The organism is Ramlibacter sp. G4-7 (assembly GCF_057784995.1).
Map to the genome: position 1 here is coordinate 25,786 of NZ_JBYNTT010000005.1, position 18,218 is coordinate 44,003.

General features: G+C 70.6%; 21 protein-coding genes. 12 read left to right on the forward strand and 9 right to left on the reverse strand.

The genetic code is table 11. The features are described from left to right. Window positions 1-102 precede the first annotated feature (102 nt). Together AC3EGR_RS08370 and AC3EGR_RS08375 are read left to right on the forward strand one after the other, a co-directional pair. A complete protein-coding gene (locus AC3EGR_RS08370; RefSeq protein ID WP_488546005.1) occupies window positions 103-561 on the forward strand; it encodes a cupin domain-containing protein in 459 nt (152 codons plus the stop codon). A gap of 73 nt (window positions 562-634) precedes the next feature. Continuing rightward, a complete protein-coding gene (locus AC3EGR_RS08375; RefSeq protein WP_488546006.1) occupies window positions 635-1,606 on the forward strand; it encodes a TRAP transporter substrate-binding protein in 972 nt (323 codons plus the stop codon). A 40-nt stretch (window positions 1,607-1,646) separates the two neighbouring features. Here the strand turns inward: AC3EGR_RS08375 and AC3EGR_RS08380 are convergent, their stop codons facing one another. The 3 genes from AC3EGR_RS08380 to AC3EGR_RS08390 form a co-directional block, all read right to left on the reverse strand. Continuing rightward, complete coding sequence (locus AC3EGR_RS08380; protein ID WP_488546007.1) at window positions 1,647-2,657, reverse strand: lipocalin-like domain-containing protein; 1,011 nt, start codon at window positions 2,655-2,657, stop codon at window positions 1,647-1,649. Window positions 2,658-2,880: 223 nt separating this feature from the next. After that, window positions 2,881-5,397 (reverse strand): FtsX-like permease family protein, encoded by a 2,517-nt coding sequence (locus AC3EGR_RS08385; RefSeq protein ID WP_488546008.1) that lies wholly within the window; start codon window positions 5,395-5,397, stop codon window positions 2,881-2,883. A 115-nt stretch (window positions 5,398-5,512) separates the two neighbouring features. Further along, the gene (locus AC3EGR_RS08390) at window positions 5,513-5,989 is read right to left on the reverse strand and encodes a hemerythrin domain-containing protein (protein ID WP_488546009.1); all 477 of its coding nucleotides are present in this window, start codon (window positions 5,987-5,989) and stop codon (window positions 5,513-5,515) included. Window positions 5,990-6,215: 226 nt separating this feature from the next. Between AC3EGR_RS08390 and AC3EGR_RS08395 the strand changes: the two genes are divergently transcribed. The 3 genes from AC3EGR_RS08395 to AC3EGR_RS08405 are packed head-to-tail and all read left to right on the forward strand — an operon-like array spanning window position 6,216 to window position 7,491. Continuing rightward, window positions 6,216-6,479 (forward strand): hypothetical protein, encoded by a 264-nt coding sequence (locus AC3EGR_RS08395; RefSeq protein WP_488546010.1) that lies wholly within the window; start codon window positions 6,216-6,218, stop codon window positions 6,477-6,479. A gap of 35 nt (window positions 6,480-6,514) precedes the next feature. Next, on the forward strand, window positions 6,515-6,907 hold the full coding sequence (locus AC3EGR_RS08400) for a response regulator (protein WP_488546011.1): 393 nt from the start codon (window positions 6,515-6,517) through the stop codon (window positions 6,905-6,907). Continuing rightward, complete coding sequence (locus AC3EGR_RS08405) at window positions 6,904-7,491, forward strand: thioredoxin fold domain-containing protein (RefSeq protein WP_488546012.1); 588 nt, start codon at window positions 6,904-6,906, stop codon at window positions 7,489-7,491. Before AC3EGR_RS08400 ends, AC3EGR_RS08405 begins: the two co-directional genes overlap by 4 nt. Here AC3EGR_RS08405 and AC3EGR_RS08410 read toward each other — a convergent pair. After that, window positions 7,488-8,132, reverse strand: a complete 645-nt coding sequence (locus AC3EGR_RS08410) for an ABC transporter ATP-binding protein (protein WP_488546013.1) — start codon at window positions 8,130-8,132, stop codon at window positions 7,488-7,490. The genes AC3EGR_RS08405 and AC3EGR_RS08410 overlap by 4 nt on opposite strands. Then, on the reverse strand, window positions 8,132-9,070 hold the full coding sequence (gene miaA, locus AC3EGR_RS08415) for a tRNA (adenosine(37)-N6)-dimethylallyltransferase MiaA (RefSeq protein WP_488546262.1): 939 nt from the start codon (window positions 9,068-9,070) through the stop codon (window positions 8,132-8,134). Before miaA ends, AC3EGR_RS08410 begins: the two co-directional genes overlap by 1 nt. A gap of 119 nt (window positions 9,071-9,189) precedes the next feature. On the opposite strand from miaA, the gene AC3EGR_RS08420 reads away from it, so the two are divergent. The 3 genes from AC3EGR_RS08420 to aroD all read left to right on the forward strand — a co-directional run bounded on the left by AC3EGR_RS08420 (window position 9,190) and on the right by aroD (window position 10,705). Continuing rightward, a complete protein-coding gene (locus AC3EGR_RS08420) occupies window positions 9,190-9,576 on the forward strand; it encodes a response regulator (protein WP_488546014.1) in 387 nt (128 codons plus the stop codon). Window positions 9,577-9,659: 83 nt separating this feature from the next. Continuing rightward, a complete protein-coding gene (locus AC3EGR_RS08425; RefSeq protein ID WP_488546015.1) occupies window positions 9,660-9,875 on the forward strand; it encodes a hypothetical protein in 216 nt (71 codons plus the stop codon). Window positions 9,876-9,988: 113 nt separating this feature from the next. Then, complete coding sequence (gene aroD, locus AC3EGR_RS08430; protein WP_488546263.1) at window positions 9,989-10,705, forward strand: type I 3-dehydroquinate dehydratase; 717 nt, start codon at window positions 9,989-9,991, stop codon at window positions 10,703-10,705. Here aroD and AC3EGR_RS08435 read toward each other — a convergent pair. Together AC3EGR_RS08435 and mutL are read right to left on the reverse strand one after the other, a co-directional pair. Continuing rightward, the gene (locus AC3EGR_RS08435; RefSeq protein WP_488546016.1) at window positions 10,692-11,537 is read right to left on the reverse strand and encodes an alpha/beta hydrolase; all 846 of its coding nucleotides are present in this window, start codon (window positions 11,535-11,537) and stop codon (window positions 10,692-10,694) included. The genes aroD and AC3EGR_RS08435 overlap by 14 nt on opposite strands. 39 nt (window positions 11,538-11,576) lie before the next feature. Beyond that, window positions 11,577-13,400 carry a DNA mismatch repair endonuclease MutL gene (mutL, locus tag AC3EGR_RS08440; protein ID WP_488546017.1) on the reverse strand — a complete coding sequence of 608 codons (1,824 nt, stop codon included), beginning with the start codon at window positions 13,398-13,400 and terminating at the stop codon, window positions 11,577-11,579. 37 nt (window positions 13,401-13,437) lie between these two features. On the opposite strand from mutL, the gene AC3EGR_RS08445 reads away from it, so the two are divergent. The 4 genes from AC3EGR_RS08445 (at window position 13,438) to AC3EGR_RS08460 (ending at window position 17,322) form a co-directional block, all read left to right on the forward strand. Next, the gene (locus AC3EGR_RS08445; RefSeq protein WP_488546018.1) at window positions 13,438-14,757 is read left to right on the forward strand and encodes an Hsp70 family protein; all 1,320 of its coding nucleotides are present in this window, start codon (window positions 13,438-13,440) and stop codon (window positions 14,755-14,757) included. 8 nt (window positions 14,758-14,765) lie between these two features. Further along, on the forward strand, window positions 14,766-15,422 hold the full coding sequence (locus AC3EGR_RS08450) for a VTT domain-containing protein (protein WP_488546019.1): 657 nt from the start codon (window positions 14,766-14,768) through the stop codon (window positions 15,420-15,422). Window positions 15,423-15,523: 101 nt separating this feature from the next. Next, entirely contained in the window at window positions 15,524-16,849 is a 1,326-nt protein-coding gene (locus AC3EGR_RS08455) for an SRPBCC family protein (protein ID WP_488546020.1), read from the forward strand. After that, window positions 16,846-17,322, forward strand: coding sequence for an aromatic-ring-hydroxylating dioxygenase subunit beta (locus tag AC3EGR_RS08460; RefSeq protein ID WP_488546021.1), 477 nt, complete (start codon window positions 16,846-16,848; stop codon window positions 17,320-17,322). The genes AC3EGR_RS08455 and AC3EGR_RS08460 overlap by 4 nt, the downstream gene beginning before the upstream one ends. A gap of 100 nt (window positions 17,323-17,422) precedes the next feature. Here the strand turns inward: AC3EGR_RS08460 and AC3EGR_RS08465 are convergent, their stop codons facing one another. Together AC3EGR_RS08465 and AC3EGR_RS08470 are read right to left on the reverse strand one after the other, a co-directional pair. Continuing rightward, the gene (locus AC3EGR_RS08465) at window positions 17,423-17,647 is read right to left on the reverse strand and encodes a YMGG-like glycine zipper-containing protein (RefSeq protein WP_488546022.1); all 225 of its coding nucleotides are present in this window, start codon (window positions 17,645-17,647) and stop codon (window positions 17,423-17,425) included. 249 nt (window positions 17,648-17,896) lie between these two features. Further along, complete coding sequence (locus tag AC3EGR_RS08470; protein WP_488546023.1) at window positions 17,897-18,103, reverse strand: YMGG-like glycine zipper-containing protein; 207 nt, start codon at window positions 18,101-18,103, stop codon at window positions 17,897-17,899. Window positions 18,104-18,218: the final 115 nt, after the last annotated feature.

The window sequence follows — 18,218 nt, forward strand, 5'->3', positions numbered from 1 at the left end:
TGAAGGTTGTAAGGCCCAACCCTTTCGGGGTAAGCCCGGCTGCCAGCGCGGCAGCGCGGGGCCTACCGTCGGCCCTTTGCAGTGCTCAGGAGCCTCCCCCAAATGACGACGGCCTTCACGCCACAGGCGAAGAACCACCAGAACCTCGGGCCGATGGCCTCGCGCGTGGTGCATGCGAACGAGATGGACTGGGAGCCGATCCGCTACCCGGGCTGCAAGGTCAAGACGCTGATGGTCGACCCGAAACTGGGCCTGCTCACCGTGCTGCTGAAGATGGAGCCGGGCGCGCAGCTGCCCGACCACGAGCATGCGCTGATGGAGCAGACCTACATGCTGGAAGGCCGCCTCGTCGACTGCGAGGGCCCCGAGAAAGGCCTGGAGGTCGGTCCCGGTGAATTCGTCTACCGCCCCGCCGGCAGCCGCCACGCCGCGTACACGCCCGAAGGCGGCCTCATGGTCGCCATCTTCCAGGTGCCCAACAAGTTCTTCGAGAAGGACGGCAAGGTCGTCGACCTGATCGGCAACGACTGGGGCACGAAGTGGAACCACGTGCTCGGGTGAGCGGAACGGTTTTCGCAGGGTGGCGGGGAACGAAGCGAACCCCACCGATCGCCCATCCAATCAGGAGACAGCCATGAAGACGACTTTCGCCGCCTGCGCGGCGCTGTGCCTTGCCTTGTCCACGCCCATCGCGTGCGCCCAGAAGGTGAAATGGGACCTCCCCGCCGGCTACGCCGAGCACAACTTCCACACGCAGAACCTGCGCTGGTTCGCCGAGGAGGTGAAGAAGGCCACCAAGGGCGAGGTCGAGATCCAGGTGCACGCCAATGCCTCGCTGTACAAGCTGCCCGAGATCAAGCGCGCGGTGCAGGGCGGCCAGGTGCCGATCGGCGAGATCCTGCTGTCGAACCACGGCAACGAGGACGCGCTGTTCGAAGCGGACATGATCCCCTTCCTCGCCGCCGGCTTCGACCGCTCGTGGAAGCTGTACACCGTGCAGAAGCCGCTGCTGCAGGACAAGCTCGGCAAGCAGGGCATGCGCATGCTGTACTCGGTCGCGTGGCCGGGCAACGGCATCTTCAGCAAGACGCCGATGGACTCGCTCTCGTCGTTCAAGGGCGCGAAGTTCCGCGCCTACAACCGCATCACGGCGCGCTTCGCCGAGGAGCTGGGCGCGCAGCCGACGACGATTCAGGCGGCGGAGCTGGCGCAGGCCTTCACCATGAACATCGCCACCACGATGATCGCCTCGCCGCAGATCGGCGTCGACACCAAGGCGTGGGAGTTCCTCACCTCGTTCTACGACACCAACGCCATGCACCCGCGCAACGCGGTGATCGTCAACGAGCGCGAGTTCGCCAAGCTCTCGCCGGAGAACCAGCAGGCGATCACGCGGGTCGCGGCGCAGGCGGAGCAGCGCGGCTGGAACCTGGCGCGCGCGGCGGCCAAAGAGTCGACGGACGTGCTGGCGAAGAACGGCCTGAAGGTCCACGAACCCTCGCCCGCGATGCGCAACGACTTCGAGAAGGTCAGCCAGGTGCTGATCCAGGAATGGAGCAAGCGCGCCGGGCCGGACGGCGAGAAGATCGTCAAGGGGATGCAGTAGGCGCGGGCGCGGGGCGCCTCATGGCGGCGGCCGGGCCGTTCTACATCTTCAACCGCGTCCCGTACCCCGTCATCTCCAGGTAGCCGCGCCCCACGCGCTTGCCATGGCTGTCCAGCAGGTCCGACAGCCCCTCCCAGTAGATCGCGCCGGTCGACGCGCGGCTATCGAGTTCCTGGTTGTCGATCACCGCGCGCACCGTGTAGAAATCGGCCGGCGTGCGCAGTCCCCATTCCACCGGGTAGCTGGTGCCCGAGAGCGGACTCGTCCAGCGCCGGTGCGGCTGGAATTGCGTTTCGCCGGGGCTGGCGATGTACAGCCCGCCGCGCGCGCTGCGGAAGGCGCCGCCGTCCCACACCGTGCTGCCATCCGGCCGACGGATGCGAAACGCCATCAGCGCGCTGCCGTCGTCCAGGTTCATCCCGACCCAGTCCCAGCCCGCCGCCTCCTTCGCGAGGTACTCGTCGCTGAACTCGTGGTCCATCCAGGCGCGGCCGGTGACCTCGAAGCGCTGTCCGCGCAGCGACACCGCACCGCTCACCGCGAGCTGCGGTTCGCTGTAGTAGTAGCTGGCCTGTTGCTCCAGCGGGCCTTTGCGCGAGAGCCCGGCCTTGCCTTGCAGCAGCACGGGCTGCGTCGGTGCGCAGCGCAGGTCCAGCGCGAAGTCCGCGGCCGGCACCACCGCGCGCCAGGCGCCCGCCTCGCGCACCAGCGACCAGTCGCGCAGGTGCAGGCGCGCGTCGTCGGTGGCCGCCTCCGCGATGCCGAAGCCCACGCGGGCGATGCGCTGGTCGTGCAGCAGGCGTGCGCCTTTGACGTCGGTGAGGGCCGCATGCGCGAACAGCAGCTGCTTGGCGGCGAAGCCGGATCGCATCTCCTGCGTTGCCTCGACGCGCGAGCGGAAGAAGGTCACCTGGAAGCCGAACAGGCGTCCGCCCGACTGTGCCTGGCCGGTGATGTACCACCACTCGGTGCGAAAGCCCGGGTGCGCGCCGTGGTCCGCGGGAAAGACAATGGGCCGCGCAGGCAAGGCCCATCCCGTGCGCGCGAGCATCACACCCGGCAGTAGGGCCAAGAGCGGTCGGCGGCCGATGTCCTTCATGGCAAGCGGGTTCCTAGCACACGCCGCGTGAGAAACTTCCCACAGCTGGTGTGAACAGGCCTGTGGACAAGCCTGTGCAGGCCGCCGCAAGCCCGCGCCAGTGCTTGCTTTGCACGCGCTGCCGCTTTGACAGGCAGCCGCCTCCGCCGTGAGGAGGAGGTGTCGCATGGACGCATCACCAATCCTCCTTGACGGCCAGCACGGCGTCGCGGCCGGCCGCCGCGCGCCCCGCCACCCAGGCGGTGATGGTGCCCGCCAGCACCACCGCGAGGCACAGCGCGAGCAGGCGGCCCCAGGGCAACAGCAGGTCCATGGTCCAGTGGAAGCTTTGCGGATTCACCACGTGCACGAGCACCACCGCCACGCCCAGCCCCAGTGCCAGGCCGGCGATCGCGCCGATCACGGTCCAGGCCGCTCCTTCACCGGCGACGACGCTCAGGATCTGGCGCCGCGTGAGCCCCAGGTGCGCGAGCAGGCCGAACTCCTTGCGGCGCGCGAGCACCTGCGCGCTGAAGCTCGCGGCCACGCCGAACAGGCCGATCGCGATCGCCACCGCCTGCAGCCAGTAGGTGACGGCGAAGCTGCGGTCGAAGATGCGCAGCGACACGGCGCGCACCTCCGAGGCCGAAGCGAATTCCACCAGGTCCGGCTGCGCCGCCTCGCGCGCGACCAGTTCGCGCAGGTGCTGCTGCACGTCCTGTTGCGAGGCGCCGGGCGCCAGCCACAGCTGTGCGTCGTTGATGCGCGTGTCGGCCGTGAGGCGCAGGTAGTCGGCGTGGTCGATCACGATGGCGCCGGTCTGCCGCACGTAATCGCGCCACACGCCGGCCACGACGAAGGGACCGGGCCCGAGCGCGGGCTCCAGCGCGCGCAGCAGCTGGCCGCGGCGGGCGCCGTACAGGTCCACCATCGCTTCGCTGACGTACACGGCGACCGCGCCCGCAGGCACGGGCACCGGGTCGCCGACGAGGGGGAGATCGCGGCGCGCGTCGGTGATGCGGCGCGCCAGCAGCACCACCGCCGGCCGTGCGGGGTCGAGCAGCAACTGGCGCGCGCGCTGCGTCGCCACGCGCTGCACCCCGGGCACCCGTGCCAGTCCCTGGACCAGGCGCGGCTCGAGGAAGGCGGTGTCCCCGGCCGCGGTGCCGTTGCTGGTGCGCAGGTACAGGTCCGCCGGCAGCAGCACGTCCAGCCAGTCGGTCACGGACTGGCGAAAGCTCGCGACCATCACGGTCAGCGCCACGGCCAGGCTCAGGGCGGCGACGACGCCGCTGACGGCGACGGCCGCGGTCTCGCGCACGCGGCGGGCGCGCTCCACCGCAAGCAGGGGCAACAGCCGGTGCGCCACGTGCGGCGCGACCCTGTCGTACAGCGCGCCGACGGCAGTGGGCAGCACCGCGATGCCGCCCACGAGCAGCAAGGCCACCGACAGGTAGGCCGCAAGGGGGACGCCTCCGATCGGCGGCAGCATGGCAAGGCCGACCGCGCCCAGCAGCGCCAGCCATCCGAGCGCATGGTGCCGCGAGCGCGGCAGCCGCGTGCCCAGGCCCTTGAGCGTCTGCGCCAGGGGCAGGGCTGCCGCATGGCGCGCCGGCAGCCATCCACCCACCATCGCGGCCGCCACGCCCAGCAGCCCGTATGCCGCGGCCGCGCCCGTGTTCCATTGCAGCCGTGGCTGCACGCCGGGGAAGTAGCCGCCGCCGAGGTCGCCACCCAGCAGCGACATGGCCGCCGCCGCGAGACCGGTGCCGAGGGCGATGCCCAGGGCACTGCCGATCGTGCCCAGCACGGCGGACTCCGCCAGCACCAGGTGCAGGCGCTGGCGCGGCGTCAGCCCCAGCACGCCCAGCAGGGCGAACTGCTGGGCCCGCCGCGCGACGCTGAGCGCGAGCACGGAGAACACGAGGAAGGCGCCCGTGAACAGCGCGACCAGCGCCAGCACGGTCAGGTTCACGCGGTAGGCGCGCGAGAGCTGGCTCACGCGCTGGCCCGCATCGCCCGGCTCGCCCGCCTGCACCTGCGCGGGCAGTTGCATGCGATCCAGCCACTCGCCGTGGGCGACGCCGGGACGCAGCTTCACGTCGATGCGCGTGAGCTGCCCGGCACGGCCGAACAGGTCCTGCGCCGCCGCGATGTCCATCACCAGCAGCGGCCCGCCGCCCGCCGTCGTGGTGCCCGCGACGCTCACCTCGCGCAGTGCGAGGCCGGCCTGCAGGCGCACGTGCTCTTCTGCCAGCAGGCGCTGCGCCGCCGGGTTGAGGAACACCTGGCCGGGCGAGAGCACCGCCAGGCGATCCACGCCGGGCGCGGGGGAGGGCATCAGGCCGGGCGCGACCGCCGCGACCACGAGCGGGTCGATGCCGAGGACGCGCACGCTGGTGCGGCTGCCGCTGCGTGCGATGGCGAAGGTCTGCAGTTCGAGCACGGGGCTGGCGACTGCCACGTCGCGATCGGTCGCAACGCGTTGGTAGAGCGCCTCGTCCATGGCGCCTTGCGCGGCGCGCAGTTCCAGGTCCGGCTGGCCGCCGGCCGAGCGCGCGGCGCTGGAGAACTCGGCCAGGGCCGAGGCGTTGATCAGGTGGACGGAGAAGGCGAGCGCCACGCCCAGCATGACCGCCAGCACCGCGGTGGCGCTGCGCCACGCGTGCTGCCGGACTTCCTGCCAGGAATAGGTCGCCAGGAGCGCGAGCATGCGGCCATTGTGCCGCCCGCGTGCCTGGCTCACCTGCCCATGTCCCTGGGGTCGGGCCCGCAGGGACATGGTGCGGGTCATCCCGGGCGCGACCCGGGATCCATGGTGCGCGCGATCAGGCCGTCTCGCCCATCAGTTCTTCCTTGCGCGCCATCAGCTCGTCGCGCATGGACACCAGGTCCAACTTGCGGGCCGAGCGGGCCTTGGGGAAGATTTCGTTGCGCTCTTCCTTCACGTGGTGGTCGATGTACTCGCCCAGCACCGTCACCTTGGCGTCGAACATCTCGTCCGCTTCGCCCATGCCCTCGATCTGCGCGATCAGGTCCTTGGCCGACTGGTGCTCGACCTCGGCTTCGGCCAGCAGGTCCGTGTCCTTCAGCACGGCGCGCAGCGCGGGGTAGAAGATCTCCTCCTCGATCTGCGCGTGCACGGTCAGCTCGTTGCAGATCTGGCGCGCCAGGTCCACCTTCTTCTGCGCGACGGTGCGGCCGCGCGAATTGGTCAGTTCCTCGTACTCCTTGAACATCTTCTTCACGGCCTTGTGGTCGGCGTCGAGCAGGTCGCAAGCGTCTTTCTGGGCACGGGTTGCCATCGGTCGTTCTCCTTGGTGTTAAGCGGATCGCAGCATGATCGCGAGGCTCTGCGTCACGACTTGTAGGAGAACTCCGGTAGCTGGAGCTCCCGCGACCGACGCGTGCGCTGCCGCCTGCCGCGCGCGCATGCGCGCTGTTCCGATGAGCGTGCGGGCGGATGGATGACGGTTGAGCCTTTGCGGCGCCGCTTAACCTCCGGCCATTCGTCAGAAGAAAGGAGCTCCAATGAGTCACGTGCCGTCCCATCCTTCCATCGCGAAAGCACGAACCAAGACCGACCAGGTGCAGCGCGACCTCGAAGTCGCCAGCGCCGAACTCGGCTTGACCCACGGTGCGCTCGACCGCGAACTGCCGCCGAACGTGAAGAAGGGCGACGTGGCGTGGGCCTTGCACCAGAACAAGGAGCTGGAACGCAAGGTCCAGAAGGCGGCGGAGGAGCTGGAGGAGGTCACGGAGCTGCTGGACCAGGCCAAGGGCGCCGCGCCCTGAGGCCGCACTAGAATCGCGGAAGCTGAAGAACACACATGACGGTTCGCGTTTTCCTGGTCGAGGACATGAAGCACGTGCAGGCCGCGCTGTCGGATCTGCTCGCGGCGCTGGGCGACTTCCGCCTGGTCGGTGTCTGCGCCACGGAAGCCGAGGCCCGGCTGTGGCTCGCCGAGCACCCGGGCGGCTGGGACCTCGCGGTGGTCGACCTGGTGCTGGACCAGGGCAGCGGCATGGGGGTGATCCCCGCCGCCGATGCGGCCCGGGGCGAGGCCAGCGCGGTCGTCGTGTTCAGCGACTATGCCAGCGACGGCATCCGCGCGCATTGCCTGCGGCTCGGGGCCGACGTGGTGTTCCTCAAGTCCCAGATGCAGGAATTCATGGACTACTGCTCCGAACTCGGCGGCCTCGCGGCCACGCCCGCGGCGTGAAGCGCCGCAGTTGCATGGCCGCCGCTGCGGCCTCCCTGGTGCTGGCTGCCTGCGGCAAGAAGGAAGCAGGCGGCGACCAGCCCGCGGCACCCGCGGCCAGCGTACCGGTCTCGCTGGAGAAGATCGCCTCGGACGCCAAGGGCTTCAACGTCGGCCCGGCGATGAGCGCGCGGGTCGTCTACGTCTTCTTCGACGCCCAGTGCCCCCACTGCGCAGCGCTGTGGGAAGCCGCCAAGCCGCTGAAGTCGCAGGCGCGCTTCGTCTGGATCCCCGTCGGCCTGCTCGGCGACAAGAGCATCGCGCAGGGCGGCGCCATCCTGGCCGCGCCCGATCCGGTGGCGGCGATGGAGGAGAACGAAGCCTCCGTGCAGGCCAAGTCTGGCGGCATCGGCGCGGTGAACGTGGCCGACGCGCACAAGGAAGCCGTGCGGCGCAACACGCAGCTGCTCACGGCCTTCGGCTTCAACGGCGTTCCCACCGTCGTCGGCAAGCACGCCACCACGGGCGAGCTGGTGACGATCGACGGTGCCCTGCCCACCGCGCCGCTGGCGCAGCGCCTGGGCCTGAACGCCCCCGCTTCCTAGCAGCGCACGCCGTCCGCCTGCAGTTGCAGCACGCGGTCCGCCTGGGCCGCCGCGGCGGACGAGTGCGTCACCAGCACGAGTGCCGCGCCGCTGCTGCGCGCCTGCTCGCGCAGCACGCCGAGCACGCGCGCCGCGGTGGTCGGGTCGAGGTTGCCGGTGGGCTCGTCGGCCAGCAGCAGCTTCGGGCCGTGCACCAGTGCCCGGGCGATGGCCACGCGCTGCAACTGGCCGCCACTGAGCTCCTGCGGCAGGCGCTGCCCCAGTCCGGCGAGGCCGACGGCCTCCAGCATCGCCTCCACCCGCGCCGCATCGGGGCGCTGCAGCAGCAGCAAGGGCAGGCCCACGTTCTGCGCCACGTCCAGGTGCGGCAGCACGTGGAAGGCCTGGAACACGAACCCGAGCTTGTGCCGGCGCAGCAGCGCGCGCCCCTCGTCGTCGAGCGTGGACAGGTCGGTGCCGTCGACGACCACGCTGCCGGCGTCCCAGGTGTCCAGGCCGGCCATGCAATTGAGCAGGGTGGACTTGCCCACGCCGGACTCGCCGACAATGGCGACGAACTCGCCCGCGCCCACGCCGAGCGAGACCTCGCGGAACACGGGCACCTCGCCGTAGCGCTTGGCAAGCCCTTGCACCGCGAGCATCAGGCGGGCACTCCGCAGGCACGCAGGACCTGCTGCAGCGCGTCCGGCGCGTCGCAGGCGATCACCTGCCGCTGCGCCATGCCGCGCAGCCAGGTGAGCTGGCGCTTGGCCAGCTGACGGGTCGCGGCGATCCCGCGCTCGCGCACGCTCTCCAGCGGATGGTCGCCAGCCAGCGCCTCCCAGGCCTGGCGATAGCCGACGGCGCGCATGCTGGGCAAGTTCGCGTGCAGGTCGCCGCGCGCGCGCAGGCGCCGCACCTCGTCGAGAAAGCCGGCCGCGAGCATCGCGTCGAAGCGCTGGGCGATGCGCTCGTGCAGCCAGCCACGGTCCCCGGGCTCCAGCGACAGGAAACGATCGGGCCGCAGCGCCTCGCCGCGCCGCGTGCCCTCGTGCAGCTGCGCCAGCGGTTGGCCGGTGAGACGGAACACCTCCAGCGCGCGCTGGATGCGTTGCGCATCGTTGGGCGCCAGCCGGGCGGCGGTGACGGGGTCCACCTGCGCCAGCTGCGCATGCAGCGCGGGCCACCCCGCCGCCGCGGCCTGCGCCTCGATCTCCGCACGCAGGTCCGCGTCTGCCGGCGGCAAGGCGGCCAGTCCTTCGAACAGCGCCTTGAAGTACAGCATGGTGCCGCCGGCGAGCACCACGCGCCGGCCGCGTGCGCGGATCTCGCGCACGGCGCGCTGCGCGTCAGCGGCGAAGTCCGCCGCACTGTAGGTCTCGGCGGGATCGCGGATGTCCAGCAGGTGGTGCGGCACCAGCGCGCGCTCCGCGGGCGTGGGCTTGGCCGTGCCGATGTCCATGCCGCGGTACACGAGCGCGGAGTCGACACTCACGATCTCGGCATCGAGCCGCAGCGCGAGTGCGAGTGCGGCCGCGCTCTTGCCGGATGCCGTGGGGCCGGCGAGCGCCACGATGGCGGGCAGCGCGTCGGTGGACATCCGGTCGAGGTTAGCAGATGCCATGGACGGCGAGCGGTACGCAAATGGTTGCAGCGACGGCCCTCGGCCGGCGCGAACGACGAGAATGGCCGCAGTGCAATCTGGAACGGGAGGCTGGCGTGGAACTGCGCGTGTTCCTCGTCGAAGACCTGCAACGCATGCGTGGCCTGCTGGCCGACCTGTTCTCTTCCATGGGCGGCCTGCAGGTGGTGGGGTCCGCTGCGACCGAGGCCGAGGCGCGGCTGTGGCTCAGCGAGCATCCGGACGCCTGGGACGTCGTGGTGATCGACCTCGTCCTCGAGCAAGGCTCCGGCATGGAGGTCATCCGCAGCTGCAAGGCGCAGGCTGGCGGCGGCAAGGTGGTGGTCTTCAGCAGCTACGCGACCCCCGGCGTGCGGCAGCACTGCCTGGAGCTGGGCGCGGATGCCGTCTTCGACAAGACCGAGACGGCGGGATTCATCCACTGGTTGGACGAGCTCGCGTCGCGGGAAAATTCCGGTCCGTGAGGCGGGAACTGTCGGCGTCTTCGTACAACAGTTCCCCGACGCTGACTACAGATGCGCCTGGGCGTTGGAACTATGTTCTGCGCATGAACGACATCGGGTCCGACGGACCAGCAGGTGAGGGTGACTCGTGGGCGTGCGAGACGCTGCCCATGGACGTGCGCAAGCAATTGCTGGAGCGTGAACTGAAGAAGCTTGGCTTTCGCAAGGCGGGCGGCCGCGATGCGCCCGTAGGCCAGCAACAGCAGCAGCCGCAGGCGTCTTCGCATCCGAACGCCACGGACGCGGGCGAAAAAGACTGAGAGCCTGAGCTCCTACAATCGCTCCGGCGCACCGTGCGGTGCGGGAGCGTGAATTGCGGGCCTTACCCATCCTCTTGCGCGGCCAGCCCCTGGCGGGTGGGCGCTTGCCGGCCGTGTGTGCGCCGCTGGTTGCGCGCACGCGCGCAGCCCTCGTGCAGGAAGCGGCCGCGGTCGCCGCGTTGCAGCCCGACCTGCTGGAGTGGCGCGTCGACTTCTTCGCGGCCCTGGCGGACACGCCCGAGGTGCTGGCTGCCGCCGGCGCCGTGCGCGAGGCAGCGCGCCGCATTCCCATCCTTTTCACCCGGCGCGCGCAGCGCGAAGGCGGACAGCCCATCGCCCTGGACGAGCCGCAGGTGCTCGCCCTGTACGAGGCAGTGGCCGCCAGCGGTGCGGTGGACGCGATGGATTTCGAGATGGCCAACGAGCCCGCCCACGTCGCGCAGGTGCGCACGCTGACGCGCCGCCACGGCCTGGCCCTGGTCCTGTCCTTCCACGACTTCCAGCGCACGCCGCCGGATGCGCAGCTCGATGCCAGCTTCGCGCAGGCGCAGCGCCTGGACGCCGACGTCGCCAAGGTCGCCGTGATGCCGCAGGACATGGACGACGTGCACCGGCTGCTCGGGGCGACGCTGCGCGCGAGCGCGGCGCTGCGCATCCCGGTGGTCAGCATGTCCATGGGCGGGCTGGGCGCGGTGACCCGGCTGGCCGGCGGTGCCTTCGGCTCGGCGCTGACGTTCGCGGTGGGCTCGGCCCCTTCGGCACCGGGGCAGATCCCGATCGCCGACGTGCGCGGGACGGTCGCCGTGCTGCAGCGCGCTACTTCAGGCTGAAGAAGCTCGCCAGCGCCTGCTGGTACTGCGCCAGGCCCACGGCCATGGTGCTGTAGTGCGTGCCGCCGTCCACCAGCAGGAACTGCTTGCGGCCGCGCGCCGCCTCGTACAGGCGCTCGCCGAGTTTGCTCGGGATGAGGGCGTCCTCGGCACCGTGCACCACCAGCAGCGGCGAGTGCACCTGGGCCACCTTCCTGAGCGAGTCGAAGCGCTGCGTGATCAGCGGCCCCACCGGCAGCCAGCCCCACTTCATCGAGCTGGCCACGTCGGCGATGGAGGTGAACGTGCCTTCGACGATGACCCCCTGCTCGTCTTCCACGCGCGAGGCCAGGTCGATCGCGATGGCGCCGCCCAGGGAGTGGCCGAACACGTAGCGGGCGCGCGCGGGATGGTGGACCGCCAGCCAGTCCCATGCCGCCCGCGCGTCCTCGTAGGCCATCTGCTCCGACGGCAGTTCGTGCGTGGACTTGCCGAAGCCGCGGTAGTCGATGGCGAGCACGGAAAAACCGAGCTGCTGCAGGCGGCGGATGCGCGGGGCCGAGCCGCTGACGTTCCAGCGCGCGCCGTGCAGGTACAGCAGCACGGGGCCGCCTTTGGCCTGGCGTTCCGCCGGCAGCCACAGGCCATGCAGGCGCGACTCCCTGCCGGTCACTTCGGAGTGGAAGGCGATCCAGACGTCTTCCATGCCCTCGGCGTCCCGGGCGCTGCCGCCCCACGCGCGGTCGCTGGGCTGGAAGATCCACTCGCGCTGGCGCTCGTCGAGCGTGGAGCAGCCGACGCTCAGGGCAACGGCGCCGGCGGCGATCAGGCTGTAGAGGAGTCGGCGCTTCATCCGGCTGCTGAGTCGTTGGTGGCGCGGAAGTTCAGCCGTTTACCTGCCGCGCAGGAACAGGCCGTCCAGTTCGCGCAGCGTGAGCTGGCGCCAGGTGGGCCGACCGTGGTTGCACTGGTCGGAGCGCTCGGTCTCCTCCATCTGCCGCAGCAGCGCGTTCATCTCTTCCAGGGTGAGCTTGCGGTTGGCGCGCACCGCGCCGTGGCACGCCATGGTGGCCAGCAGCTCGTTGCGCGCGCGTTCCACCACGCTGCTGGCGTCGTGCTGGGCGAGCTCGGCCAGCACGCTGCGGGCAAGCTCCACCGGGTCGCCCTGGGCGAGGGTGGTGGGCACGGCGCGCACGGCCAGCGTCTTCGGCGTGAAAGGCGTGACCTGCAGGCCCAGCATCTCCAGGGTGGCCTGCGACGCTTCGGCTGTTGCGATTTCGGCGGGCGTCGCGGGGAAGGTGGCGGGGATGAGCAGCGGCTGGCTGCGGATCGCCTGCGCGTCCATCTGGGTCTTCAGGCGCTCGTAGACGATGCGCTCGTGGGCCGCGTGCATGTCGACCACCACCAGGCCCTGGGCGTTCTCGGCGAGGATGTAGATGCCCTGGAGCTGGGCGATGGCGCGGCCCAGGGGCCAGGCGCCGTCGGGGATGGGAGCGTCGGCGGCGGGGCGTTGGGGTTCGCTTTTCGCACCGGCCGCGGCTTCGCCGCGCCACCCTGCCTCGGCCGCGGGTGCCGGGTTCCACAGGGCGCCCAGGTCCGCGACCCGCTCCCCCGCGAACGGGATGGCCGGCTGCCGCCACTGGGGCGTGCCGGGCGCAGCAAAGGCGGGCACGGCGGGCAAGGCCGCTTGCGGCTGGCCCGCCTGCGCGGCGCGCGGCGCGGACAGCGCGCCTTCGGCCGCGTGCCGCACGGCCTGGTGCACCTCGCGGCCATCGCGAAAGCGCACCTCGATCTTGGTCGGGTGCACGTTGACGTCCACGCGCGTCGGGTCGATCTCCAGGAACAGCACGTACACGGGCTGGCGGTTGCCGTGCAGCAGGTCCTCGTAGGCGCTGCGGGCTGCGTGCGTGATGACCTTGTCGCGCACGAAGCGGCCATTGACGTAGGCGAACTGCCAGTCGGCGCGCGAACGCGCCGCATCGGGCATGCCGGCGCGGCCGGTGACGCGCAACGGGCCCACCCGGTGGTCCACCGACACGCTGTCGGCCAGGAAGTCCTCGCCCAGCACGGCGGACAGGCGCTGGTCGCGCGTGCCGGCGCGCCACTGCTCCACCAGCTTGCCTTCGTGCCAGACCGTGAAGCCGACGTCGTGCCGCGCCAGCGCGTGCCGCCGCACGGCTTCCAGGCAATGGGCGAGCTCGGTCGCATCGGTCTTGAGGAACTTGCGGCGCGCGGGCGTGCTGAAGAACAGCTCCTTGACTTCCACCGTGGTGCCGGTGGAGCGTGCCGCCGGCCGCAGCTCGCCGCTGGAGGCATCGAGCAGGAAGGCGCTGGGCTGGCCGGCGGTGCGCGAGAGCAGGTGCAGCTCGGACACCGAGGCGATCGCCGCCAGCGCCTCGCCGCGAAAGCCCATGGTCGCCACCGATTCCAGGTCGGCCAGCGAGCCGATCTTGCTGGTGGCATGGCGCTTGAGCGCCAGCGGCAGCTGCTCGCGCTCGATGCCGCAGCCGTCGTCCTCCACCGAGATCAGGCGCACGCCGCCGGCCAGCAGCCGCACGGTGACCTGCGTGGCGCCGGAGTCCAGCGCGTTGTCGACCAGCTCCCGCACCACCGAGGCCGGGCGTTCGACCACCTCGCCGGCGGCGATCTGGCTGACCAGCTCGTCGGGCAGCTCCCGGATCGGGCGGCGGGGGGCAGGGGAGAGGACGGCATTCATCTGGGGCCCATTCTAGGGAACTACAATCCGCGCCCCCATGACCGCAGCAACCAGCCCCGGCGCCTTCTGCGCCATCGATTTCGGCACCTCGAATTCCGCCATCGCCGTGCCCGGCGCGCACGGGCAGATGGCGCTGGTCCCGGTGGAGGACGGCCAGCCGACCATGCCCACGGCGGTTTTCTACCAGGTCGAGGGCCGCGCCGCCCACGAGCCGCCGCTGCGCCTGTATGGCCGCGCGGCCCTGGCCGCGTACATCGAGGGCCACGAGGGCCGGCTGATGCGGTCGATGAAGAGCGTGCTCGGCTCCACCCTGGCCGACCAGCAGACGGAAGTGGGCGGCGGCCACGCGGTGCGCTACCTGGACGTCGTGGGCGGCTACCTGCAGCATCTCAAGGGCCTCGCGGAACAGGCGGCCGGCGCACCGCTGCGCCGCGCCGTGCTGGGGCGGCCCGTGTACTTCGTCGACGAGGACCCGGTGCGCGACGCCAAGGCGCAGCAGGCGCTGGAGGCCGCGGCGCACAGCGTCGGCTTCGCCGAGGTGAGCTTCCAGTTCGAGCCGATCGCCGCCGCCCTGGACTACGAGCTCGCGCTGGAGGCGGAAGAACTGGTGCTGGTGGCCGACATCGGCGGCGGCACCTCCGACTTCTCGCTGGTGCGGGTGGGCCCCCAGCGGCGCAAGCGCCTGGACCGGCGCGCGGACATCCTGGCCAACCACGGCGTGCACGTGGCCGGCACCGACTTCGACCGGCAGGTGGAACTGGCCACCATCCTGCCGGCCTGCGGCTACCGCGGGCTGGGTCCGGCGCGTTCCGGCGCTTCGCCGCGCGAAGTCCCCAGCCGCGTGTATTTCGACCTGGCGACGTGGCACCTGGTCAACACGGTCTACACGTCGGCGCGGGTGCACGAGCTGCGCCGCATGAAGTCCTTCTACGGCGACCCGCGCCAGCACGAGCGGCTGATGACGGTGGTGCAGGAGCACCTGGGGCACGCACTGCTGGCCGATGCGGAGGCGGCCAAGATCGCCGTGGCCGCAGGCGGCGCCACGCACATCGACCTGGGGCGGCTGGAACGCGGGCTGGCCGCTCGGCTGGACGAGGCCGAAGCCGTGCAGGCCCTGGAAGGGGACCTGCAGCGCATCGTCGATGCGGCGCACGAGACGCTGCAGGCGGCCGGCGCCGCGCCGGGTGACGTCGACGTCCTGTACCTCACCGGCGGCTCGACGGGCTTCGCGCCGCTCGTGCAGCGCATCGCCGCGGCCGTTCCGCAGGCCCGGGTGCGGCAGGGCGACCGGCATGCCAGCGTCGCGCAGGGCCTGGGCGTGCATGCGCAGCGGCTGTACGCAGCCGGACGGGGATAATCCCGGCCATGGATGCCATCATGCTGCTGGTCGACTTCATCCTGCACGTCGACCGCTACCTCGAAACCTTCGTCACCAACTACGGAGCCTGGGTCTACGCGCTGCTGTTCCTCATCATCTTCGTCGAGACCGGCGTGGTGGTGATGCCTTTCCTGCCCGGTGACTCGCTGCTGTTCGTGGTCGGCGCCCTGTGCGGCGTCGGGCTCATGAGCTATCCGCTGTCGGTGGCGCTGCTGTTCGCGGCGGCGGTGCTGGGCAACCAGAGCAACTACACGATCGGGCGCTACTTCGGGCCCAAGGTCTTCCAGTGGGAGGATTCGCGCTACTTCAACAAGCGTGCGTTCGAGCAGGCGCATGCCTTCTACGAGAAGTACGGCGGCATCACCATCGTGGCGGCGCGCTTCATGCCCTTCCTGCGCACCTTCGCGCCCTTCGTCGCCGGGGTGGCGCAGATGACGCGCAGCAAGTTCAGCCTGTACGACGTGACCGGCGGCGCCCTGTGGGTGGGCGGCGTGATCACCGCGGGCTACTTCTTCGGCAGCATCCCCTGGGTCAAGGAGCACCTGGACAAGATCATCTGGGCCATGATCCTGCTTCCCGGCCTGCTGGTGCTGGCCGGCGCGTGGAAGGCACGGCGCGCGGCAGCGGCGGGCGCGGGCGGCTGAGCCTCCCGGATCCCGGGCCAAGCCCCGGGATGGCGCAGCCCGGCCGGACCTGGCTCGGCCGGAGCGACGCCCGCCTATCATCCGGGGCAGGAGACGCCCCCATGAACGCCCCTGACGCCTTGTCCCGCTGGAGCCGCACGGGTTCCAGCCGCGTGCCCTTCTGGGCCTATACCGACCCGCAGCTCTATGCGCGCGAGCTGGAGAAGATCTTCTACGGCCCGCACTGGTGCTACGTGGGGCTGGAGATCGAGGTGCCCAACGTCGGCGACTACCGCCTGACCTGGGTCGGCGAGCGGCAGGTGCTGCTGGTGCGCGACCGCGTGGCGCCCAGGGACCGGGGCATGGACCACGGCATCCGCGTGGTCGAGAACCGCTGCGCGCATCGCGGGGTGCGCTTTTGCCAGCAGCCGCACGGCAACGCGCGCAGCTTCGTGTGTCCCTACCACCAGTGGACCTACAAGCTCAACGGCGAACTCGCGGGCCTGCCGTTCAAGGACGGCGTGCCGGCCGTGGATGCGGACGGCCAGCCCTGCGTGCATGGCGGCATGCCGGCGGACTTCGACGTGAAGCAGCATGGCCTCACGCGGCTGCGCGTCGCGGTGCTGCACGGGCTGGTGTTCGCCACCTTCAGCGAGGAGGCCGAACCCTTCGAGGACTACATCGGCCCGCAGGTGCGTCCCTGGCTGGATCGCATCTTCGCCGGCCGCAAGCTCACGCTGCTGGGCTACAACCGCCAGCGCATCCCGGGCAACTGGAAGCTGATGATGGAGAACATCAAGGACCCGTACCACCCGGGCCTGCTGCACACCTGGTTCGTCACCTTCGGCCTGTGGCGCGCGGACCAGAAAAGCCGCATGGTGATGGACGCCCATGGCCGCCACGCGGTGATGATCTCGCGCCGCAACGACGGCGGCGAGAACAAGGCGGTGACGCAGGGCGTGACCAGCTTCAAGGCCGACATGGCGCTGCACGACACGCGGCTGCTGGACGTGGTGCCCGAGCCCTGGTGGAAGGTGCCGGACCCGTCGAACCCGGGCACGGAGATCACGCCCTCCGTCACGATGATCACGCTGTTTCCCAGCCTCATCATCCAGCAGCAGGTGAACTCGCTGTCCACGCGCCACATCGTGCCGCGCGGGCAGGGCGCGTTCGACTTCGTCTGGACGCACTTCGGCTTTGCCGACGACAGCGAGGAGATGACGCGCAGGCGCCTGCGGCAGGCCAACCTGTTCGGCCCGGCCGGCTTCGTCAGCGCCGACGACGGCGAAGTGATCCAGTTCAGCCAGGACGGTTTCCGCCAGTGGGGCGAAGAGGGCGAGACGCTGTGCGAGCTCGGGGGCACCGACACGCAGGCCACGGAGCACATGGTCACCGAGACCCTGATCCGCAGCATGTACGGCTACTGGCGCAAGGTGATGGGGGTATGAGCGAGCGACTGCTGTTGCAGCTGGAGGTCGACCAGCTCAATGCGGCCTATGCGGCGGCGCTGGATGAGCGGCGCTTCGACGACTGGCCCGGCTTCTTCCTGGAGGAGGGACGCTACACGGTGCAGGCGCGCGAGAATTTCGACCGCGGGCTGCCGCTGGCGCTCATCGCCCTGGAGAGCCAGGGCATGATGAAGGACCGCGTGTACGGCATCACCCAGACCATCTACCACGGCCCTTACTACACGCGGCACGTGCTGAGCCCGGCGCTGGTGCTGGGCGAGGAAGCAGGGCGCATCCGCACCCAGGCGCACTACGCCGTGTTCCGCACCCGTCCCGGCGACGCCAGCGAGGTCTACAACGTAGGCCGCTACATCGACGAGATCGTCCGCACGCCGGCCGGCCTCCGGTTTGCCAGCCGCACGTGCGTGTACGACAGCGAGATGGTGCTCAACTCGCTGATCTACCCGATCTGAGCCTGTGTCATTTCGGGCCTGGCCCGCATCCATGCGACGCCCGAAGGCCGCATGGACCGCGGGTCGGGCCCGCAGCGACAAGGACGGTTTTGGATCGGGCTTAGCGGTTCAGCGCGTGTCCGGGCTTGGTCAGCTGGTTGCCCACCAGCGCGCCGGCGCCAGCGCCCAGGATCGTGGCACCCGTGCCGCCGACCGCGTTGCCGACCACGCCGCCGACCACCGCGCCGCCCACCGTACCCATGGTCTGGCGGTCCATCGTGGCGCAGCCGCCGAGGCCCAGAAGCGAAGCGGCGAGGACAGCCGCGGACAGGATCTTGGTTTTCATGGATCTCTCCGGTTTGAATTGCGACATGCCGCGAAGGGCCGCGGCGACCTGTGCCTTTGACTCTAGGAAGTGGAGCGTTGCCGGGTTGTAGGAGGCGCGAGGCTGTGGCTGTCGTCTGTCCCGGGCCTTGCGTGCAGGCGCAGGCAGCTTTGCTGAGTCACCATGGAAAAGGGCCGGGACTTGCGTCCCGGCCCTTGGGCGATGGCGGTCCGGAAGGCTGCCGCTGCGGGCCGCGCCTCCAGAGCTACATCAGCGCTTGGCGGCCTGGTTGCCCAGGTAGGCACCGGCGCCGGCACCCAGGATGGTGGCGCCCGTGCCGCCGATGGCGGAGCCCACCACGCCACCCACGACGGCGCCACCGACGGTGCCGACGGTCGTGCGGTCCATCGTGGCGCAGCCACCCAGGCCCAGGAGGGAAGCGGCGAGAACGGCCGCGGAGAGGATCTTGGTCTTCATGTCAAACACCTTCCGATTCGAATTTTTCGCAAACCGCTGGAGGCGCGGCAACCTGTGCCAGTGAATGTAGGCAGGTGCGATTTGCCGGACTGTAGGAAGCGCGCCGAAGGGGCTG

Bases quoted from the DNA above. Each gene is read 5' to 3' on its own strand.
- AC3EGR_RS08370 (WP_488546005.1), top strand. From the start codon at position 103: ATGACGACGGCCTTCACGCCACAGGCGAAGAACCACCAGAACCTCGGG.
- AC3EGR_RS08375 (WP_488546006.1), top strand. From the start codon at position 635: ATGAAGACGACTTTCGCCGCCTGCGCGGCGCTGTGCCTTGCCTTGTCC.
- AC3EGR_RS08380 (WP_488546007.1), bottom strand. From the start codon at position 2,657: ATGCTCGCGCGCACGGGATGGGCCTTGCCTGCGCGGCCCATTGTCTTT.
- AC3EGR_RS08385 (WP_488546008.1), bottom strand. From the start codon at position 5,397: ATGCTCGCGCTCCTGGCGACCTATTCCTGGCAGGAAGTCCGGCAGCAC.
- AC3EGR_RS08390 (WP_488546009.1), bottom strand. From the start codon at position 5,989: ATGGCAACCCGTGCCCAGAAAGACGCTTGCGACCTGCTCGACGCCGAC.
- AC3EGR_RS08395 (WP_488546010.1), top strand. From the start codon at position 6,216: ATGAGTCACGTGCCGTCCCATCCTTCCATCGCGAAAGCACGAACCAAG.
- AC3EGR_RS08400 (WP_488546011.1), top strand. From the start codon at position 6,515: ATGACGGTTCGCGTTTTCCTGGTCGAGGACATGAAGCACGTGCAGGCC.
- AC3EGR_RS08410 (WP_488546013.1), bottom strand. From the start codon at position 8,132: ATGCTCGCGGTGCAAGGGCTTGCCAAGCGCTACGGCGAGGTGCCCGTG.
- miaA (WP_488546262.1), bottom strand. From the start codon at position 9,070: ATGTCCACCGACGCGCTGCCCGCCATCGTGGCGCTCGCCGGCCCCACG.
- AC3EGR_RS08425 (WP_488546015.1), top strand. From the start codon at position 9,660: ATGAACGACATCGGGTCCGACGGACCAGCAGGTGAGGGTGACTCGTGG.
- AC3EGR_RS08435 (WP_488546016.1), bottom strand. From the start codon at position 11,537: ATGAAGCGCCGACTCCTCTACAGCCTGATCGCCGCCGGCGCCGTTGCC.
- mutL (WP_488546017.1), bottom strand. From the start codon at position 13,400: ATGAATGCCGTCCTCTCCCCTGCCCCCCGCCGCCCGATCCGGGAGCTG.
- AC3EGR_RS08445 (WP_488546018.1), top strand. From the start codon at position 13,438: ATGACCGCAGCAACCAGCCCCGGCGCCTTCTGCGCCATCGATTTCGGC.
- AC3EGR_RS08450 (WP_488546019.1), top strand. From the start codon at position 14,766: ATGGATGCCATCATGCTGCTGGTCGACTTCATCCTGCACGTCGACCGC.
- AC3EGR_RS08455 (WP_488546020.1), top strand. From the start codon at position 15,524: ATGAACGCCCCTGACGCCTTGTCCCGCTGGAGCCGCACGGGTTCCAGC.
- AC3EGR_RS08460 (WP_488546021.1), top strand. From the start codon at position 16,846: ATGAGCGAGCGACTGCTGTTGCAGCTGGAGGTCGACCAGCTCAATGCG.
- AC3EGR_RS08465 (WP_488546022.1), bottom strand. From the start codon at position 17,647: ATGAAAACCAAGATCCTGTCCGCGGCTGTCCTCGCCGCTTCGCTTCTG.
- AC3EGR_RS08470 (WP_488546023.1), bottom strand. From the start codon at position 18,103: ATGAAGACCAAGATCCTCTCCGCGGCCGTTCTCGCCGCTTCCCTCCTG.